Source organism: Blautia sp. CAG:237, from assembly GCF_000436615.1.
GTDB classification, from domain to species: Bacteria; Bacillota; Clostridia; order Lachnospirales; family Lachnospiraceae; genus Blautia_A; species Blautia_A intestinihominis.
In genome coordinates this window covers 19,065-36,837 of the sequence record NZ_FR886704.1, presented here as the reverse complement: position 1 = coordinate 36,837, position 17,773 = coordinate 19,065, and the positions used below count along the sequence as shown (strand labels likewise).

19 protein-coding genes and 3 pseudogenes are annotated in these 17,773 nt (G+C 44.5%); 4 read left to right on the top strand and 18 right to left on the bottom strand.

The window, feature by feature from the left end; genetic code table 11:
- Positions 1–53: 53 nt before the first annotated feature.
- Positions 54–1,775: a S8 family peptidase gene (locus QZL69_RS03490; protein WP_022213835.1), complete on the bottom strand. Its 1,722-nt coding sequence runs from the start codon at positions 1,773–1,775 to the stop codon at positions 54–56.
- 406 nt (positions 1,776–2,181) lie between these two features.
- Here QZL69_RS03490 and QZL69_RS03485 point away from each other — a divergent pair, with 406 nt between their 5' ends.
- Positions 2,182–2,475, top strand: coding sequence for a hypothetical protein (locus QZL69_RS03485; RefSeq protein WP_022213834.1), 294 nt, complete (start codon positions 2,182–2,184; stop codon positions 2,473–2,475).
- 93 nt (positions 2,476–2,568) lie between these two features.
- On the opposite strand, the gene QZL69_RS03480 is transcribed toward QZL69_RS03485, so the two are convergent.
- Positions 2,569–3,351: a ZIP family metal transporter gene (locus QZL69_RS03480; RefSeq protein ID WP_022213833.1), complete on the bottom strand. Its 783-nt coding sequence runs from the start codon at positions 3,349–3,351 to the stop codon at positions 2,569–2,571.
- Between the two features lie 402 nt (positions 3,352–3,753).
- Between QZL69_RS03480 and QZL69_RS03475 the strand changes: the two genes are divergently transcribed.
- Positions 3,754–4,338 (top strand): manganese efflux pump MntP, encoded by a 585-nt coding sequence (locus QZL69_RS03475; protein ID WP_022213832.1) that lies wholly within the window; start codon positions 3,754–3,756, stop codon positions 4,336–4,338.
- A gap of 2 nt (positions 4,339–4,340) precedes the next feature.
- On the opposite strand, the pseudogene QZL69_RS13925 reads toward QZL69_RS03475, so the two are convergent.
- Positions 4,341–4,760, bottom strand: a pseudogene (locus QZL69_RS13925) (alpha-amylase family glycosyl hydrolase); the annotation flags it as partial.
- Between QZL69_RS13925 and QZL69_RS03465 the strand changes: the two are divergent.
- Both QZL69_RS03465 and QZL69_RS03460 read left to right on the top strand, forming a co-directional pair.
- A pseudogene (locus QZL69_RS03465) lies at positions 4,759–4,962 on the top strand (UTRA domain-containing protein); the annotation flags it as partial. The pseudogenes QZL69_RS13925 and QZL69_RS03465 overlap by 2 nt on opposite strands.
- A gap of 108 nt (positions 4,963–5,070) precedes the next feature.
- A complete protein-coding gene (locus tag QZL69_RS03460) occupies positions 5,071–5,712 on the top strand; it encodes a GDSL-type esterase/lipase family protein (RefSeq protein ID WP_022213831.1) in 642 nt (213 codons plus the stop codon).
- A 97-nt stretch (positions 5,713–5,809) separates the two neighbouring features.
- Here QZL69_RS03460 and QZL69_RS03455 read toward each other — a convergent pair whose 3' ends face one another.
- The 15 genes and pseudogenes from QZL69_RS03455 to QZL69_RS03380 form a co-directional block, all read right to left on the bottom strand.
- On the bottom strand, positions 5,810–6,739 hold the full coding sequence (locus QZL69_RS03455) for an AEC family transporter (protein WP_022213830.1): 930 nt from the start codon (positions 6,737–6,739) through the stop codon (positions 5,810–5,812).
- The gene (locus QZL69_RS03450) at positions 6,726–8,030 is read right to left on the bottom strand and encodes an MATE family efflux transporter (RefSeq protein ID WP_022213829.1); all 1,305 of its coding nucleotides are present in this window, start codon (positions 8,028–8,030) and stop codon (positions 6,726–6,728) included. Before QZL69_RS03450 ends, QZL69_RS03455 begins: the two co-directional genes overlap by 14 nt.
- A gap of 86 nt (positions 8,031–8,116) precedes the next feature.
- Positions 8,117–8,944: a TrmH family RNA methyltransferase gene (locus QZL69_RS03445; protein WP_022213828.1), complete on the bottom strand. Its 828-nt coding sequence runs from the start codon at positions 8,942–8,944 to the stop codon at positions 8,117–8,119.
- Positions 8,945–8,953: 9 nt separating this feature from the next.
- Positions 8,954–9,244 carry a hypothetical protein gene (locus tag QZL69_RS03440; RefSeq protein ID WP_022213827.1) on the bottom strand — a complete coding sequence of 97 codons (291 nt, stop codon included), beginning with the start codon at positions 9,242–9,244 and terminating at the stop codon, positions 8,954–8,956.
- A gap of 46 nt (positions 9,245–9,290) precedes the next feature.
- Complete coding sequence (locus QZL69_RS03435; protein ID WP_022213826.1) at positions 9,291–10,862, bottom strand: AAA family ATPase; 1,572 nt, start codon at positions 10,860–10,862, stop codon at positions 9,291–9,293.
- 114 nt (positions 10,863–10,976) lie between these two features.
- Positions 10,977–11,693: a hypothetical protein gene (locus QZL69_RS03430; RefSeq protein ID WP_022213825.1), complete on the bottom strand. Its 717-nt coding sequence runs from the start codon at positions 11,691–11,693 to the stop codon at positions 10,977–10,979.
- 137 nt (positions 11,694–11,830) lie between these two features.
- Positions 11,831–12,181, bottom strand: coding sequence for a serine hydrolase (locus tag QZL69_RS03425; protein ID WP_022213824.1), 351 nt, complete (start codon positions 12,179–12,181; stop codon positions 11,831–11,833).
- Complete coding sequence (locus tag QZL69_RS03420; protein WP_022213823.1) at positions 12,174–12,629, bottom strand: amino acid permease; 456 nt, start codon at positions 12,627–12,629, stop codon at positions 12,174–12,176. The genes QZL69_RS03425 and QZL69_RS03420 overlap by 8 nt, the downstream gene beginning before the upstream one ends.
- Positions 12,630–12,732: 103 nt before the next feature.
- A complete protein-coding gene (locus QZL69_RS03415; protein WP_022213822.1) occupies positions 12,733–13,158 on the bottom strand; it encodes a MarR family winged helix-turn-helix transcriptional regulator in 426 nt (141 codons plus the stop codon).
- Positions 13,159–13,173: 15 nt separating this feature from the next.
- Complete coding sequence (locus QZL69_RS03410; protein ID WP_022213821.1) at positions 13,174–14,505, bottom strand: MATE family efflux transporter; 1,332 nt, start codon at positions 14,503–14,505, stop codon at positions 13,174–13,176.
- 101 nt (positions 14,506–14,606) lie between these two features.
- The gene (locus tag QZL69_RS03405; protein ID WP_022213819.1) at positions 14,607–15,371 is read right to left on the bottom strand and encodes a zf-HC2 domain-containing protein; all 765 of its coding nucleotides are present in this window, start codon (positions 15,369–15,371) and stop codon (positions 14,607–14,609) included.
- Positions 15,355–15,849: an RNA polymerase sigma factor gene (locus QZL69_RS03400; protein WP_022213818.1), complete on the bottom strand. Its 495-nt coding sequence runs from the start codon at positions 15,847–15,849 to the stop codon at positions 15,355–15,357. Before QZL69_RS03400 ends, QZL69_RS03405 begins: the two co-directional genes overlap by 17 nt.
- A 106-nt stretch (positions 15,850–15,955) precedes the next feature.
- Positions 15,956–16,687 (bottom strand): alpha/beta hydrolase, encoded by a 732-nt coding sequence (locus QZL69_RS03395; RefSeq protein ID WP_022213817.1) that lies wholly within the window; start codon positions 16,685–16,687, stop codon positions 15,956–15,958.
- Positions 16,632–17,116, bottom strand: a pseudogene (locus QZL69_RS13920) (YbaK/EbsC family protein). The gene QZL69_RS03395 and the pseudogene QZL69_RS13920 overlap by 56 nt, the downstream one beginning before the upstream one ends.
- A 209-nt stretch (positions 17,117–17,325) precedes the next feature.
- Positions 17,326–17,748 carry a cytidine deaminase gene (locus QZL69_RS03380; RefSeq protein ID WP_118251875.1) on the bottom strand — a complete coding sequence of 141 codons (423 nt, stop codon included), beginning with the start codon at positions 17,746–17,748 and terminating at the stop codon, positions 17,326–17,328.
- Positions 17,749–17,773 lie beyond the last annotated feature (25 nt).

The window sequence follows — 17,773 nt, the reverse complement described above, 5'->3', positions numbered from 1 at the left end:
TTCGTTTCTGTGTTGGGAAAATGAACGGAAACACTTGATTTTACTGACTTTCTTCAATGTAACCTTATTATAACGTCCTCCCCCCACCCCACCGCTTCATTCGGATACTCATTAAATCCGGGCAGGGGCTGCGCGCCTCGTCTTAAGTAGGCTTTGACTTTCTCGCCCCAGAGGAATGGGTCGTTTCGTTGTATGATGCCCCATTCCATCAGGAGGGCGGCGGAGCCGGTGACGAAGGGAGTGGAGAAAGAAGTTCCGGTGACAGTGGTATAGGCACCGCCGGGAGTGGGGGCGGTGATGTTTACTCCGGGGGCGACGAGATCCGGTTTGGGGAATGAGAGATTCGATCCGCCGCGGCCGGAGAAATCGGCGTAGGCGTTTAGTCTGGAGTCATAGGCTCCTACGGTGATCACTTTGGCTGCAGTGGATGGGATCGTGAGTGTTTCTGCAGCGATCGGACGGTAAAATCCGGTCACTGGGTTCAGGACATTTCCCCCCGGAAGCCACAGGTTATAATTACCCTCCCGGATTCGTCTGCCATGCAGATGAATCTTCCAGATTCCACTGGTGAGGTATGTCTCTACAGGGATAAAATCAAAATAAATCTCCTGCGTTACCTGAAAAGGTCCCGGCTTTCCGTAGTAAATCAATAAATCTGTTTCCCCTGCACGGTATCTCTGTGTGCCGATTTTTTCCGAAAGTGTTGGCAGTCTTTCGCCAGATGGCGTTTCTATGGAAATCTCGATCTCATCTGCATAGGCTTTCCATAACTGCAGATTCAAAGTTGTCTCATAAGTCCCAATACTCATTTCCACAGTTTCTGTCTGTCCCTGTCGAAGCTGTCCCGCCGTATGGATCCGGTCATTTCCATTATTTCCGCTTCCTACACAGATGACAGAACGTCCTACATTCGCTGCGTTGCTGAGATATGTTTCCAGCAGAGAATCCCCTTGATGTGAACCGTAGTTATTCCCAAAGCTGATATTTATAGCAATCGGTCTTCCCATCTTCACCGCCTGCCGGATCAGATAATCAATCCCCTCCATCAGTTCCGTTGTCCGTGGAAAAGAATTTTCCCGTGCATTTCCCATTTTTACAACGAGTAGATCACTTTCATAGGCCACACCGCGATTTACTCCTCCTGATGCTCTCCCATTTCCCGCCGCGATTCCAAGAACTGCTGTCCCATGTCCACTGAAATCTCTGGATGGAACAAGGCGCCTGCCCTCAGTTTCCCCAAGTACAAGCGCCTTATCTATTTCTTCTTTCGTATATTCAGTTCCTGTCACATAACCTCTTGGTGGCTTTCCATCCAGACTCTGATCCCATAATCGCAGGATCCGGCTGCTGCCATCCTCATTTCTGAAATCCGGATGAAAATAGTCCACTCCGGAATCCACAACGCCAACCAGAATCCCTTCGCCGGTCAATCCGTTTGCACCAGCCTGTACCGGCAGGATGCAGCTCGCCTCTCTCGCCTGAAGCGTCTCAAAATAAAGTCGCTTGGGCTTTTCTATAAATTCAATCTGTTCTCTGTCTGAGTATGCATCAATTTCTGATTCCGGTAAAGTCACTACTGCATAACCTCCAAACAGCGGAACTACCTGAATTCCATCACCGCCAAGGCCACTTTCCGGTCCGCTGTATTTTATGATCACATCCCATACTTTTGTGGCTGAATCGTACCCAACATTCAGATTTTCCGATTTTGCCCGTTCCTGTGGCGTTGCCTCCATTGCAAGATTAAGAAGATTATCTATTTTCTGATCCGGCATAAAGATCTCATTTCAGATAGCACATTTACTTTATTATATGCTCCTCTTTTTCCAGTATATTCTAGCAGTTTTCCAATACATTGATTTCCATTTTCTGCTTCACCCGTTTCTGCGTTATAACCTCCACAGCAAGATTTAATAGATTATCAATTCTCTGTGAATAATTGATCATATACAATCAGAGAAACAATGGTTATCCTGGATTTCTGCATCGAAAAATCTTTCTTCTCTTATATCCGATGCTAATAAACTAACCCGAGGTCTGCTTCACTGCTTACCTGATTTGATCAAAACCCATAATTTTACATAGATTTTGCATTACTCTGCATTTGCATTTTACAATTTCTCTTTATAATGAAAACAAATCAAAAAAACAACTGCTTTCATTAAGAAATGAGGGATTACAATGTATAAGACTTTATGGAATCATATCAAAAAAAATACAAAGAAACATACTACCGCATCCGTTTTTCTCCCTGTTCTGGTGCTTGGATGGACAGTGATCGGACTTCTTGCTGGTGCTCTGATCTGTCCGTTCCTCCAGGTGGCTGTGCTTGTCAAAGCAACAGTTGTTCTTTGCACCGGTGGATATGCGGGATTGATCTTCGGATTCTTCGGCGGTATCTTCTATATCTATCGCGGTACTGTAAAAAAATCTCACACTGCTGTCAATTCAGTACCGTCCATTTCCTTCAGATAAGACAACAAAACACACCTGCAAGCTGCCCTCTGTGGCAGCTTTTTTATTGCCCGCATGTCAAAAAGAAAAACCATCAGTGATTCCATTCTACGCTCATCCCAATGCCACATCCAGAACCATCATCAGTGAAAATCCCACCGCAAAGAAGATCGTTCCGATATTCGAATGCTCTCCCACAGACATTTCAGGGATCAGTTCCTCGACAACAACATAGAGCATGGCTCCTGCCGCAAAGCTCAGAAGATACGGCAGTGCCGGAACGATCAGCCCGGCTGCAAGAATTGTCAGCACTGCTCCGATCGGCTCCACGATTCCTGATAACACACCGCCGACAAAAGCTTTTGTTTTTCCCATTTCTTCAGAGCGAAGCGGCATGGAGATGATCGCACCTTCCGGGAAGTTCTGGATCGCAATTCCAAGAGAAAGTGCCAGCGCTCCCATCATGGTGATCTGCGCTTTCCCTGTCAGATATCCGGCATAGACTACGCCCACCGCCATTCCTTCCGGGATATTGTGAAGCGTGACCGCAAGCACCAGCATGGTCGTCCTCTGCTGACAGCTTTTTGGTTCCTCTGCCTGGTCACTGTGCTGATGCAGATGCGGCACGATGTGATCCAGCATCAGCAGAAAAAGTACCCCTATCCAGAAACCGATCAGTGCCGGAACAAATGAAAATTTTCCCATTTCCACTGACTGATCGATCGCCGGAATTAAAAGGCTCCATATCGAAGCCGCTACCATCACCCCTGCTGCAAAACCGGTTAGACACCGCTGCACATAGGCGTTGAGATCTTTTTTCATAAAAAAGACGCAGGCGGCTCCCGCCGAGGTACCTATGAACGGGATCAGTATCCCGTAAAACGCATTCATATCCATCACTTAATTCCTCCTTATTTATATTTTAAGTTAGTTTTATTTAACTTTATTCATAAACAGTATAACCACATGCCATACTTTATGCAATTGCTTCTTTTTTATTGAAAAAATTTATTGACAGGAGTCACCGTATTTGTTATAGTTGGAGCAATCGACTGAGGTCAAATCTCAGGATATAAATAAACTCAATCAGTTTACGTGAGGGAGTAATTTGCACGAAGAACGTGTGATTTGTCAACATACTGGTATTTTGTACCTGGCAAATCTTAATGAATGAGACTCATGTATGCAGCAAAACAATACATACAGCGCTTTTGTACGTCTGTACTGTTTTGCTGCATACATGAGTCTTTTTGCGTGTTCAGATACTTTCTTAAGAAAAAAGGAAAAGGAGATTTTGTTATGGCACTCGTTATTGAACTATTTTTGTTAGGTGTTGGGCTTTCTATGGATGCTTTTGCAGTTTCTGTCTGTAAGGGGCTCGGTATGAGAAAGCTGAACAAGAAACAGGCACTCATCATCGGGCTTTACTTCGGCGGATTTCAGGCATTGATGCCGTTTGTCGGCTGGCTCCTCGGCAGCCAGTTCCAGAAATATATCACAAGCATTGACCACTGGATCGCATTCATCCTGCTTGGCTTCATCGGCGGCAAAATGATGATCGAAGCAGTCCGGGAATGGAACGAAGAGGAAGTTGTCGATGTCATGGACGCACCGATCGACCACAAAAACATGCTTGTTCTCGCTGTCGCAACCAGTATTGACGCACTCACTGTCGGAATCACATTTGCTTTCCTCGGAACTCCGATCGTAGAAGCGATCACCATCATCGGGATCACAACCATGGTCATCTCCATCGCCGGAGTTGTTGTTGGAAACTTCTTCGGAAGTAGATACAAGAGCAAAGCTGAGTTTATCGGCGGCCTGATCCTTGTTCTCCTTGGGCTCAAGATCCTTCTGGAGCACCTCGGTATCCTGGTTTTCTGATGAAATAATAAAACATCTGCATTTTCTCTCTCAAAAAATTCAATCGTTCCCTCAGAGATCACTGCTTTCTCTTTGCGGAGTCCGACCAGTTTCTTATAGAAAGAGTAAATAGAATCCGGATCCTGCATTTCTTTTTCCGCATTGATTTCTTTATAATTATCAATTACAGAAATCCATGGTTCCGCTTCTGAAAAACCTGCATTTACATCTGCCGACCACTGCATTGGAGTTCTACTGTTGTCTCTGGATTTTGCTGCAAGGATTTCCAGTGCTTCCTCCTTTGACTTTCCTTCTGAAAGAAGGATCTCATAATAGTTCAGACTTTCCACATCACGATACTGGGAAATATCGCTGTAATGAGCATTTGTCATTCCAAGCTCTTCTCCCTGATAAATATAAGGAGTTCCGCGCATCATATGAATCGTCAACAGCAAAAGGATCATGACCGTCGAAAAAGTGACAGAGATCGATGAAAAATATCTCGACCTGAATATCCGGGACTACAACTGTGTCGCTGTCGTCAGCAGCCAGACGTATAACAGTGACGGCGTAATGTTTGAGTACACCCAGTCCCGCCACCGCCCGGATCATTTCCGTTTCTATGATAATGCGGTGAGAAAATAAAATATTGACGGAAAGTACATTGACATTTCCTGAAAAAGCGTTTATTATATATAACATATTTATTTAGTATGTTTATATGGTTTTTGTTTGATTAAGGAGTGTGATCTCATGAATATCTTATGCTTTGGCGATTCTAATACCTGGGGATACAAGCCGGATAAGACCGGACGCTTTGATGAAAATACAAGATGGACTGCTCTTCTTCAGAAGAAGCTTGGTCCAGAATATCATATTATAGAGGAAGGACTTTGCGGCAGGACTACTGTCTTTCAGGATGAGCTCCGCGAGAGCCGCCGGGGGCTGGATATGATCGGTGTCACTGTGGAAATGCACAATCCTCTCGATCTCGTAATCATCATGCTCGGAACGAACGACTGCAAGACCCGCTATGGTGCATCCGCCAGTGTAATCGCCCGAGGTCTGGATCAGGTGATCCGTAAAGCACGGCTCAATGCATCTCAGCACTTTGATCTGCTTGTCGTCTCTCCGATCCATCTTGGTCATGGTGTCGGAGAAGCGGATTTTGACCCGGAATTCGATGAGAGATCTGAGGTCGTTTCCAGAAATCTCGCAAATGAATACCGTAAAGTTGCACTCCAAAATCATGCTGCTTTTTTGAATGCCGCTGATTTTGCTTCTCCAAGCACTACGGACCGTGAACATATGGATGAAGTTGGACATGCTGCACTCGCTGATGCTATTTATGATAAGATCACTGCACTTGAGAAGGGACTTGCAAATGTGATCTGAGATTACTGTTCACCTGTAATATCCCGCAAATGACAAAAGAAGAAGATCAATCTCTTACCAGAACCATTTCGGCAAAGTTTGATCTTCTTCTTTTTTCTTATAATATGTACTGCAAAAGCCAGCAGATAAACGGCAGTGTCACAATGCTGCATATCGTCGTCACGAACACACCGCCCAGTGCATAGTCTCCATCTGAGCCAGCGCTGTTTGCCATCATAACTACAGAAGTCATCGCCGGCATTCCTGCGATCAGAGCCATTGTCAGATGGATCTCTTCTGAAATCGGAAATAGATTCAAAACTCCATACATGATGACCGGGATCAGAAGCATCTTGACCAGTACGATTCCGTAAAGGGAAAGTTCTTTTATATATCTGCGGATATCGATGCACGCAAATACGCCGCCCACATAGATCATGGCAAGTGGAGATGCGGTCGCACCTATCTTCTGCAGTCCTGTATCCAGAAGCTGCGGAATCTTAATCCCTGTTACTACGAGAAAAAGTGCCGCAAAAATCGCCACCGTTGCCGGATTGACCAGTTTCCGAGGATCAAACTTCCCTTTTCCACATGGAGTGGTCAGTTTTACTCCCATTGTCCACAACATGAACTGGTCGATCACGGTAAATACTGAAACATAAAGAATTCCATTCTGTGGAAAAATACTCGTGATGATCGGGATTCCCATGAAACCGACATTTCCAAACAGAAACATCGCCTGGTAGATTCCCGCCTGGTCGCCTCCCAGGTGAAATATTTTTGTCATTCCCAGACTTATGATGAACGTGCAGATATAAAACACTGCTGCGATCACCAGAATAGATAAGGAATGAAAAAGTGTATCCCGCTCCACACCGTCTATGATATTGACAAAAATCATCACCGGCAGTGCCATCTTGATCACAAATCTTGAGATCGGATCAAGAGTTTCACTGTTCAGTACTTTTGTTTTTACCAGGATCATGCCTGCCAGAATGTAGATCACAAACAGGCCGATCTGCTGAAGCAGGATCTCAAGCGTATTCATTTGTTTTCCTGCTTTCCTTGTACTTCGACAAAATCAGAATAACTGCGAAGGTGATCATTTCAGATGCCAGGAAGGACAGCCATACACCATTCATTCCCAGAATCCTGGAAAGTATGATCGCACAGATTCCGATCGCGATCGCGCCTCGGAGCAGAGAGCCGATGATTGCCGGACGTGGGTTTGCTGTTGCGGAAAAATATGCAACGAGCATGATATTGACTCCTGCGAACAAAAATCCCAGGAAGTATAACCGAAGACCTGTGTGTGCATATTCCAGAAGAAGCTGGTTGTTTTCACTGTTGAATACTGCAATAAACGGATCTGTAAAGGTCCAGACCAGTGCGACCATGACGATTTCTATTGCTGCTGCGCAGGTCAGTGCCCAGCGGAGAAGTTTTTTTACATCGCCAGATGCACCTTTGCCGAAGCTTTCGCTGATCAGAGGCTGCGCGCCCTGTGCCATACCGTTCATGATCGCCATTCCCACAAGCGAGAGGTTTGCTACTACTCCATATGCAGCAACTCCGGTGCTTCCAGTAAGTCCAAGGATCAGCATATTAAATATGAACGTGATCACTGCGGAGGAAATTTCGCCCACAAACGCGGACACGCCAAGCTGACAACAGGAGATCAGATGCCGCACAGACAGTTTTTTCCATTTGAAACCGATGTTGCATTTTTTGCTGAAATAATGCGTGGAACATACCAGCATCGTAACACACGGACAAAAAGCAGTTGCCAGCGCCGCACCGGAAAATCCAAGCCCTGCCGGGAAAATAAAAATGTAATCAAACACGATATTGAAGGCACTGCCGGCAAGGGAACCTGCCATTACGGTTGAGGTTGCATAATCGTTTCGTGCAAATGCGGTAACGGAATAATTGCACATAAAAAACGGTGCAAAAACAAGAACGATCCGCAGATAAGTTTTGCCAAGCGCGATCAGCTCTGCATCTGCTCCAAGGAGCGCCAGAAATTTATCCGGGAAGAAAATCCCAATCAGCATAAATGGAATGCTGAAAAGTACCGCCCAGCTGATCGACTGTGTAAAATAATGATCCGCCTCTTCACCTTTGGCTCTGCGGATCCCGTATCTCGTCGCAGAACCGATCCCGATCATGGATCCTATTGCGAACATGATTCCAAAAACCGGCAGGATCAGGTTGAGGACTGCCAGTCCATTTGCTCCTGAGCTGACCGATATAAAAAAAGTGTCTGCAAGAATATACACGGATTGCCCCATCATACTTGCTACACTTTGGAAAACATATTTTGTAAATTTTTTTAGCATAATTTTTCTCCATTTCACAGACTGTCCTCTGCATTATAGTAAAAAGTTCTCGAAAAGACAATAGACTTTTCAAGAACTTTTTATATTCAGCGTTTCCTGCCAAGTTCCCAGAATGCTACGGCACTTGCGGCTGCTACATTCAGGGAATCGACGCCGTGTGACATTGGGATCTTTACTGTGTAGTCACAGTCTGCAATGGTCTGAGATGCCAGACCGTCTCCTTCTGTGCCGAGAACGATGGCAAGTTTTTCTTCCGCGAGGAGCTTCGGATCATCGATGCTGAAAGAATCGTCACGAAGTGCCATTGCCACGGTTTTGAAGCCAAGGTTCTGGATCGATTTCATTCCTTCTTCCGGCCAGGAGGATTTTTTGTCAAAATATGTCCACGGAATCTGGAATATCGTTCCCATGCTTACGCGGGCGGCTCTTCGATAGAGCGGGTCACTGCACCCGCTGGTCAGAAGGACCGCATCCATATGAAGTGCCGCTGCGCTGCGGAAAATGGCTCCGATATTTGTCGGATTCACGACATTCTCCAGGATTGCGATGCGGCTGGTATTCTGGCAGATTCCTTCTACAGACGGAAGACGGCGGCGTTTCATGGCACAGAGCATGCCGCGTGCCAGTGCGTAGCCGGTCATTCCCACAAGGACATCATATTCTGCTGTATAGACCGGAATTTCCGGATATCGCTCCAGGATCTGCTTCGCCTCAGCCTCCAGGTCTTTATGCTCAACCAGAAAAGAAAGCGGCTCATACCCTGCATTTAATGCCCGCTCGATCACCTTCGGACTCTCCGCAATAAACAGCCCCGGCTCCGGCTCATAATACCGCAGAAGCTGCACTTCCGATGTCCGCGCGTATACGTCTAATTCTGGCGCGGTGATGTCGTTGATTTCGATTATATTGTTCACGGTGTTCTCCTATTTATTATCAAACGTAATATTTCGGATCATATTTCGGTTGATAAGCTGTGTGCCTTTCTTTGGTGTTTCGACTTTGACCCACTGGGCATCTGCCTCGATGAATCTGCCCTTGATCGCACCAACTTCGTTAAAAAGACTTACTACACAATCCCGTCCTACATACTGATCTAACATCGAACCGCTCATATCCTCATACTCCTTTTCACTATCAATGAATGTAATAAAATTCTGTGTCTGCTGCATTGCTGACATCACCGTCAGCATATTCAGATTATTGATTGCTACCATTGTAGCCGCATCCATCGCCGTCACCCCACAATTTCTGATAAGATATCTACTTCCTGTACTCTTCTATTTTACAGCTATGTTCCTGTGTTTTTTTATCATAATTAACTCCGACAAGCAACAAATTTCCATGATATTCTTCAAGGCTCTGACAATATTCTCTTTCCTTGATCTGTGCTATAGCACCGACTGCATCTTTGTTCCATTTCAATTCTACTACCAACGCCGGTTTATCTGCAAATCGCTTTCTTGGAATAAAAACCAAATCTGCAAAGCCCTTTCCACCAGAGAGTTCCCGATGAACTGTATAAAAATTCCGCGCGGCATAAAGTGCAAGCGAAATCGTATAACTTAATGCATTTTCATCATTGTACTGAATATGCGAAGTCTCAAAGTGTGCCTGCCGAATCCCCTCCGCGACCTGTTTTTCACGTCCCTGCCAGATTGCCTGCAGGGTATCTGCTGAATTTTTGAGTGCTTTCGATACTTCTCCCCAATCTGATACGGATACTGCATTCACATATTCTGCCCGGATTTCATCATTAGGAATAAACACAGATCTTGCAGAATAATGATACCCCAAATATCCAAGGTGGATCAACAAGGTCAAAACATCGTCTTCGGTACGGAAAGTTGTCATATCATTTGTAAAACTTCCAGTATTTACCGGAACTTCCTCTCCGGCAAGCATGCTCAGGATATCGTCTCTCAGTCCTTCAAAGTTCATATCAATATAAATCTGCAAAGCCTCAAACGTTTCTGTCTGGTTCCAGTAATTTCCCAGCTTTCCAAGCCTCATACAGCTGACTACAGATTTGGGGCTGTATACAGAAGAAACTTCCTCAAAAGAATATCCATCATACCAGTTTCTGATCTCACTAAGTTCCATATGATACTCTTCACAGAGTTTTTTTACTTCCGCTTCTGTAAAACCAACATAAGAAGCCAATGGTCCCGGGTCTATCATAGAAAATTCATCAAACATATTCAGCGCACTGTGTGTGCCATATTTTTTGATAGGAAGAATCCCCGTCATATATGCAAGATGGATATAACTTTTGTCTTTGATCAAATCACGCAAAAAATCCAGATATTTCTCCTGTGCTTCTTTGTCATTCTTAAATTCTCGAAAAATGCAATCCCATTCATCTATAATAAGAATAAATGGGCATTTACTTTCTGCATAAATATCCTGCATGGTCTCTGCCAGATCTTCCGGATCAAACAACTCCACATCCGGATACAGTCTTGCAAGTTCTCGGATCACTCTCTGTTTTATTCTGGTAAGCAGTTCCTGCACATTAGCGCTTCGGCTTAAAAATTCCTGCACGTTAAGAAAAATTGTATCATATTTATTCAGATATCTGGTAAAATTTTTGTCTTCCGCAATTTCCAGACCTGCAAATAACTCTCTGGAATCACAGCCTCTGCTGTAATACGCAGTCAGCATATCTGCCGCCATAGATTTCCCGAAACGTCTCGGTCTACTGACACAGACATATGCCTGCATGGTATTTATCACACGATTTGTATATTTTATCAACCCTGTTTTATCCACATAAATATCAGAATTTACAGCTCTCTGAAATTTACTGTTATCCGGATTCAGATAATTTCCCATTCTGGTGCAGTCCTTTCTTGCTTTTTGTTTTATCTTACCACAAAGCCGTGCTGGATTCTATGATTTGTGAAAAAATACAGACCCACAATTTCTGCGGATCTGTATTTTAATTTTTTATTCGAAGGTTCCGGTAAATTTCCAGACCATATCCGGTTCTTCCGGGAGATAAGTTACGTTTGGACGCCAGGTTGCAATAACTTTGTCTTCTGAATTTACCCACAGACAATATTCTTCTTTATAGGAAGTATTTATAAGTCCTACGGACAGATACAGTGCTTCTGCATCCATTGCATAAGCCACGCTGTGATATCTTTTTGTAAAATCAGACGGGTAAAGATCATTACATTTCCATGCTTTGTAGCCAGCATAAAGCACTTTCTGTTCGCCGTCGATCACAGCTTCAATCTTAATTCTATATCCCTCTTTCGTAAGCACTGCGCTCTCGATCTTTCGTGGATTTTCTGTAAAAAGAATCTTGCGGTCAAATAATCTTGCAGCCTCCTGTCTGGCAGTTCGAAATGCACCTTCCGGCTGTACAAGTGACAGGCTGTTTATCTTGGTCCGAAGTGCTTTCTCTGCTGCTTCCAGCTGTTCCTCTTTGCATGGTTCAGAAACTGCTTCCTTTATATATTTCAGACAGATATCTGCGGCAAGATATTCTCTCGCACCTGCTGTGATTCCAATTGCCACCGGAAGATCACGGAAACAGATCAGATACTGACCAAATGCTCCCTCGGCCGCAAAGATTTCTTTTCCTGCTTTTATGTGATAAGCATAATGTGTCAGTGCTTTCTTTTCATCTCCCGGAATTTCTACTCTCGGTTTTCCCATTTCTTCTATCCACCAGGATGGTACAAGCTGCCCGCCTTTCCAGTTTCCTTTCTGAAGCAGAAGCTATGCCAGTGCGGAAATCTGCGGCGCAGTCAGATACATTCCCCATCCGCCGGTATTGTGTCCTTCCGGACTTGTCAGCCAGTTGATCCTGCCTGCATGGTAAGCAGATCATAAATTGTAATATCTTCCAGTGCTTCATCATACGCCGCCGGTAACTCTTCTCTCACATAATCCAGAAGATGATCTTCCAGATGAAGTTTTCCTTCGTCTACAGCAAAACCAACACAGATACTGGTTCCGATCTTTGACAGGGAATGCATCATCTGCGGATCATTCAGTGAAAAAGGTGCCCAGGCTCCTTCCAGAACAGTCTCGCCTTTGTAGCGAACAGATATACTGTGCAGTTCAACTGTATTCTCAAGTTCTTCCAGCATTTCTGCCAGTTTTATTGGATTAAGTTCAGTTCTTGTAAATGTATCAGTCATTTTTCTCCTCCTCAGACGGCTGCCAGATAGATGTTTCAATACGGATACCGCCTTTTTTAAGATGGAATTTATTTTTGCTCCAGGCATCCGGATATTTCTGCGGAAGACGTGAGATCGCATATACAACTGTTACGTTCATAAAAAATGTGATCACCTGGAAAATATTTGTGATCGTTACGATGCTCATATCAAAAATGATCGGAAGCAGTACTACGATCAATGTGTATGTATAGATCAGAAATGGTGCACCAAAACGATTTTCCTTCAGGATTCCTTTTGGAAGCCAGCCATCCTTTGCAGCCTGTGCGATTGGATATCTGACATCATTGAATACTCCGTTCAGTGTTGTGATGATTGCCATAATCGGTCCACCGATCATAAAAATCTTGTAGACTACGGACGGCAGGATTGCCTGTGCTGCCGGAAGAATCGTCTCTACACCAGCCACCTCAACTTTGCTCTTAGAAGAATATTTTATCGTAGTTTTTGTTTGTTGTAAACAGGCAGCTTAGAGTTGTCAAAACAGGACTGCCATATGGCAGCCCCTGCTATCAAAGTTCTTTTATTTTATCCCGCAGTTTCTCGGCGAAATCACAGTTGAGTTTCATAAAAAGTTTCTGTTCCTCAGGTGTCCAGGTATCGTAGATCGTGTTTTCGATCTGGATGACTTTGTAGACGGTGTCTTCCATCAGTTTACGGCCTTTTTCGGTGAGGAAGACCATTGTATTGCGGCCTTCTCCTGGGGTAAGGTAGAGGAGGTCTTTCTGCTCCATCTTGCGGATTGCTGAATTTACGGTGGATTTTGTCAGGCAGGCTTCTTTGTAGAGAACGCTCTGGTTGCAGCCTTCCTGATGAAAATTAAAAACATACAAAATCCAGAATTCACTGTCTGAGAGATTCATCTTGAGTGCAGACTCATGGTAGGCACTCTGCATCAGACCTTCAATATAAACCCATTCTTTAAATCTTGATTCCATGAACTACGCCTCCCATCAAATATAACCGTATTTTTTCCTGTTGCGCATCAGGAAGAAGATCGACAGGATCAGTGCAAAAATTTCTGCCGCGATCACTGCATACCAGATCCCATATGGTCCGAACAGGATCGGAAGTACCAGAACACAGATCACTTCAAAAATCAGCGTTCTTCCAAAAGAAATCATCGCGGAAGTAAATCCGTCGTTCAGTGCCGTGAAGAACGATGAGGCATAGATATTATATCCTGAAACAAGGAAGGAAATGGAATATACGGCAAATGCATAGGTTGTCATTTCCAAAAGTTCCGTATCGTAGCTTACAAAGATCATCGACAGCGGTCTTGCCAGAAGTTCTGCCGCTATGGTCAGAACTATGCTCATGACCAGAATGATCCTGAGGCTTTTTTTGAAGAGATTCTTCAGTTCGTCTCTGTTTCCTGCGCCATAATGGTAGCCTACGATCGGTGCGCTTCCCATCGAATAGCCGATATAAATAGACAGAAAAATAAAGTTCACATACATGATCACGCCATATGCCGCAACACCATTTGTGCCGAGCATTCGCATCAGCTGCCAGTTATACAGCATATTTACGATTGACATAGACACATTTGTCATAAACTCGGAAGCACCGTTTGTACAGGCTTTTGTGATCGCACGCAGATCCATATGTGTTTTTCCAAGACGAAGTTTACTGCTCCTTGACATGATAAAAAAGGTCAGTGGTACAATGCCGCCGATCGTCTGGCTGAGTGCTGTAGCAGATGCGGCACCTGCCACTCCCCATCGAAATACTGCGATAAATAATGCATCCAGCACGATGTTTAACACACCGGATACCAATGTTGTAACAAGTCCAAGCTGCGGACGCTCCGCTGTGACAAGAAAACTCTGAAATACATTCTGAAGCATAAACGGAACAAGGGCAAGCATCAGGATCCTGCCGTAAGTCACACAATATGGGAGCATTTCGGCATCTGCACCCAGAAACTGCGAGATCGGTCCGACAAAGATCTCACCAATTACGGTAAACAGAAGTCCCAGACCGACCAGCAGATAAACAAGCAGAGAAAAGATCTCGTTCGCTTTCTTCTTATCGCCAACGCCCAGAGTGTAGGCAACGAGGGCACTGCCTCCGGTTCCAATCATAAATCCGACCGCACCGAAGATCATCAGGAACGGCATGACAATGTTGACCGCAGCAAAAGGCTCTGCGCCGATAAAGTTTGAGATAAAAAATCCATCTACAACACCATAGATGGAGGTCAGCACCATCATAATGATGGATGGGAATGTGAAGCGGAGCAGTTTGCTGTAAGTGAAGTGCTCCGATAATTCAATATGCATAAAAATCCTCCTGATATAAAAAATGTACGAAATCGTACTTGATAGCATAGTACGATTTCGTACATAAAGCAAGAAGAATTTTATACATTCACAAACAATTCCTATTTCGCCGTGCTTTCTGCATCCACTGATTCCGTGTTATCTGCGCTCCAGATCAAATGACATTTCGCCGCCAGCTCTTCTTCTTTCTGCTGCGCTTTCTCTGGTTCATCCTGGTAATCCCAAAGTGCAAAGGCTTCTTTTACATTCTTCGGATCTACATAATAGACATGTTCAATCCCTGTTGGAAACGAGGTTTCATCTGTAGATTCGTCCGCTCCGCGCTCATATGCTTCCTGAAAATCCTGCAGATTCCAAAGCTCATTTTCTGTATTCGGATCGGATGGGTATTCTTTGCGGGTCCACATGGTTTCTGACAGCATATAGAATATGTTTTTCTGATCCACGGACAGGATTGATCTCATCCGTCCCAGTGGATTGACTGTAGAATATACTTTCCCGTCTTTTACGGAAATATCTGCCTCGTCCCAGGAAATATAATTCTCTTTGTCATAGTACCAGTAATGTCCGATTCCACCTGCTGCCACTACGAGAATGACCGCCAGAAGGACAGATGCAATCCGTTTCTTACGGATCTTTCGACGGATCTTTCGGAGTGGTTCTGCCTCTGTTTTGTTTGTCTGTGTCAAATTGTTTCCTTTCGCGGTGGCTGTCAGACGATTTTCTCTCATCATTTCTTCCTGCATCTTTCTGCAGGCGGGACACGTCTTGAGATGTTCTTCTACAAGCTGGCGGCTGTCTTCACTGACCATATCGTCCACATAAAGCGGAAGTAGGTCTTCTATGATATTACAGGTAATCTTCATGGTTTAATTCCTCCCTGATCTTCTTACATGCTCTGTGATAAGTGACTCTTGCCCAGCTTTCGCTTTTGCCAAACAGCGAGGAGATTGTGGTAAATGACAGTTCTCCGAACACACGAAGGGAAAAGACTTCTTTGTACGGCTCTGCAAGTCTGTGCAGTACTTTGTGAACCTGAAATGCCGTTTCTTTATCCGAAAAATTCTGAAGCAGATCCGGTACAAAAGTATCCTCTGTTTCTTCCTGAGATTCCGGTGCATACTTTTTATTTTTCTTCAGATAGTCATAATATGTGTTTTTGGAGATCTGACAAAGCCACACTCGCAGGTCACAGTCGCCTCTGAAATCGTCGACTTTTTTCAGGGCTTTGAAGAATGTTTCCTGTGTGAGTTCCTCTGCGATATGGGTATTATGCGAAAGCGAAAGCAGATAACGGTATACGATGGTGAAATATTGTTCGTATATCTCCTGAATATTCAGCATTGGTGTTTTCCTCCTTCACATATATGACGATGTATGTATCAGAAACGTTACAAAAAATCTCACAAAAGAAAAAGGCATTCCGATCTATGGAACACCTTTTTCTCTTTTATAAATTCCCAATCCACATGCACGCAAGTTCTATCCATGACTGGCATTCTGGCTGGATGCAGCCGCCATCTTCGTGGCTGGTTTCTTCGTTTGCGAGACTGAGGCCGTGACCGCCTGACGGATATAGATGCAGTTCTACGGGTACTCTGTGTTTGCGCAATGCTTCAAAAAACAGCATGGAATTCTCAACCGGAACGGTATCATCTGTAACGGTATGCCACAGAAAAGTCGGCGGAGTATCCTCTGTTACCTGGAATTCCAGGGACTGTTTTTTTCTCTTTTCCGAATCATTACTGTTCTCTCCGAGCAGAGCTTCAAAAGAACCCATATGCGCAAATTTTCCAGATGTAATGACCGGATAACTGAGGATCATTCCATTTGGCTTCACCATTTCCGCATCTGTATGCAGAGCTTCTGAGATGAATTTTTCCCTCCAGAATACGCCAAGACTCGCTGCCAGATGACCTCCCGCAGAAAAGCCCTGGAGGATGATCTTGTCCGTATCAATATGGAATTCTCCTGCATGTTCTCTTAAATATGCGACCGTTTTTGCAAGCTGCATTAACGCCAGCGGATACCTCGCCGGAGCTACACTGTAGCGCAGGATCACCGCATGATATCCTCTTGCAAGATACTGCATGGCGATTGATTCTGCCTCTCTGTCGGAGGTCATTTCATAACCACCGCCCGGGCAGATCACAACGACCGGACGCTTCCTGTCCGTTTGCATCTGCGACCTGTTCAAGTTCCGGGATCGTGAGTTTTACTGCGCTGTGGTCGTTGCCTGCTGCCGGGTATACGGTGTCAAATTTCTTTAAGCTTTCGTCCAGATAAACCTCAATATCATCGTTGATTCCAAACGGGCACACGCCGCCCGGGGCATGTCCGATCACTTCCTCTACCTGATCGAACGGGATCATTTTTGCTTTGACATGAAAGGTATCTTTATACTTACGATTATCGACTCTTGCAGTGCCTTCTGTGAGGATCAGAACCGCATTTTCTCCTGCAAAAAGGACATCGTCTTAGCGATCATTCCCGGCTCTACACCGAGTGCTTCTGCTGCCATCGCAACCGTTGCTGTGGATTCCTCAAGTTCGATCACATGATCCAGAAATCCCTTATTTTCCAGATATTCTTCTGCTCTTTTTAATGACATGATGTCCTCCTTTTACAGTACATAATAATGTGGAATGATATCCTCATAATGGCCATCTGGCAGACGGAACCCACCGGGGATCACGCCAAGTTTCTTAAAATCAAAAATAGAGTGACATCTGTATTTTATTCCTTACAGTTGTCACTCTATCTGTATACCACGTTGAAGCGTTTTCGTCAATCACGCCGTGGATTTTTATTCCAGCTTTTTTATTTATTCAGATTATCTGGACCAAATCCAAGCGGAAGAAGTTCTTTCAGCGTGAAAATCTCATACTGGTCCTTGCTGGTTGCGAGAATAATCTGGAATTCTTCAGGATTGCAGAATTCCATCATAACCTGGCGGCAAACACCACATGGAGCTGCGTATTCTTTCATAATTTTATTCATACCACCAACCACACAGATAGCGTCAAACTCCATTACGCCTTCACTGACTGCCTTAAAAAATGCAGTTCTCTCCGCACAGTTACTTGGTGTGTATCCCGCATTTTCGATGTTACAGCCGCCATAAACCTTACCGTTCTTTGCCAGCAATGCCGCACCTACATGAAAATGTGAATACGGTACATAAGAATAATCCATCATACCGATCGCTTTTTCGATCAGTTCCTGAATCTGTTTCTGTTCCATTTTCTTCATATTTCTGCTCAACTCT

Bases quoted from the DNA above. Each gene is read 5' to 3' on its own strand.
- QZL69_RS03460 (WP_022213831.1), top strand. From the start codon at position 5,071: ATGAATATCTTATGCTTTGGCGATTCTAATACCTGGGGATACAAGCCG.
- QZL69_RS03490 (WP_022213835.1), bottom strand. From the start codon at position 1,775: ATGCCGGATCAGAAAATAGATAATCTTCTTAATCTTGCAATGGAGGCA.
- QZL69_RS03450 (WP_022213829.1), bottom strand. From the start codon at position 8,030: ATGCTAAAAAAATTTACAAAATATGTTTTCCAAAGTGTAGCAAGTATG.
- QZL69_RS03425 (WP_022213824.1), bottom strand. From the start codon at position 12,181: ATGACTGATACATTTACAAGAACTGAACTTAATCCAATAAAACTGGCA.
- QZL69_RS03430 (WP_022213825.1), bottom strand. From the start codon at position 11,693: ATGGGAAAACCGAGAGTAGAAATTCCGGGAGATGAAAAGAAAGCACTG.
- QZL69_RS03395 (WP_022213817.1), bottom strand. From the start codon at position 16,687: ATGCAAACGGACAGGAAGCGTCCGGTCGTTGTGATCTGCCCGGGCGGT.
- QZL69_RS03410 (WP_022213821.1), bottom strand. From the start codon at position 14,505: ATGCATATTGAATTATCGGAGCACTTCACTTACAGCAAACTGCTCCGC.
- QZL69_RS03415 (WP_022213822.1), bottom strand. From the start codon at position 13,158: ATGGAATCAAGATTTAAAGAATGGGTTTATATTGAAGGTCTGATGCAG.
- QZL69_RS03440 (WP_022213827.1), bottom strand. From the start codon at position 9,244: ATGGTAGCAATCAATAATCTGAATATGCTGACGGTGATGTCAGCAATG.
- QZL69_RS03480 (WP_022213833.1), bottom strand. From the start codon at position 3,351: ATGGATATGAATGCGTTTTACGGGATACTGATCCCGTTCATAGGTACC.
- QZL69_RS03475 (WP_022213832.1), top strand. From the start codon at position 3,754: ATGGCACTCGTTATTGAACTATTTTTGTTAGGTGTTGGGCTTTCTATG.
- QZL69_RS03380 (WP_118251875.1), bottom strand. From the start codon at position 17,748: ATGGAACAGAAACAGATTCAGGAACTGATCGAAAAAGCGATCGGTATG.
- QZL69_RS03400 (WP_022213818.1), bottom strand. From the start codon at position 15,849: ATGCTGAATATTCAGGAGATATACGAACAATATTTCACCATCGTATAC.
- QZL69_RS03435 (WP_022213826.1), bottom strand. From the start codon at position 10,862: ATGGGAAATTATCTGAATCCGGATAACAGTAAATTTCAGAGAGCTGTA.
- QZL69_RS03485 (WP_022213834.1), top strand. From the start codon at position 2,182: ATGTATAAGACTTTATGGAATCATATCAAAAAAAATACAAAGAAACAT.
- QZL69_RS03455 (WP_022213830.1), bottom strand. From the start codon at position 6,739: ATGAATACGCTTGAGATCCTGCTTCAGCAGATCGGCCTGTTTGTGATC.
- QZL69_RS03405 (WP_022213819.1), bottom strand. From the start codon at position 15,371: ATGAAGATTACCTGTAATATCATAGAAGACCTACTTCCGCTTTATGTG.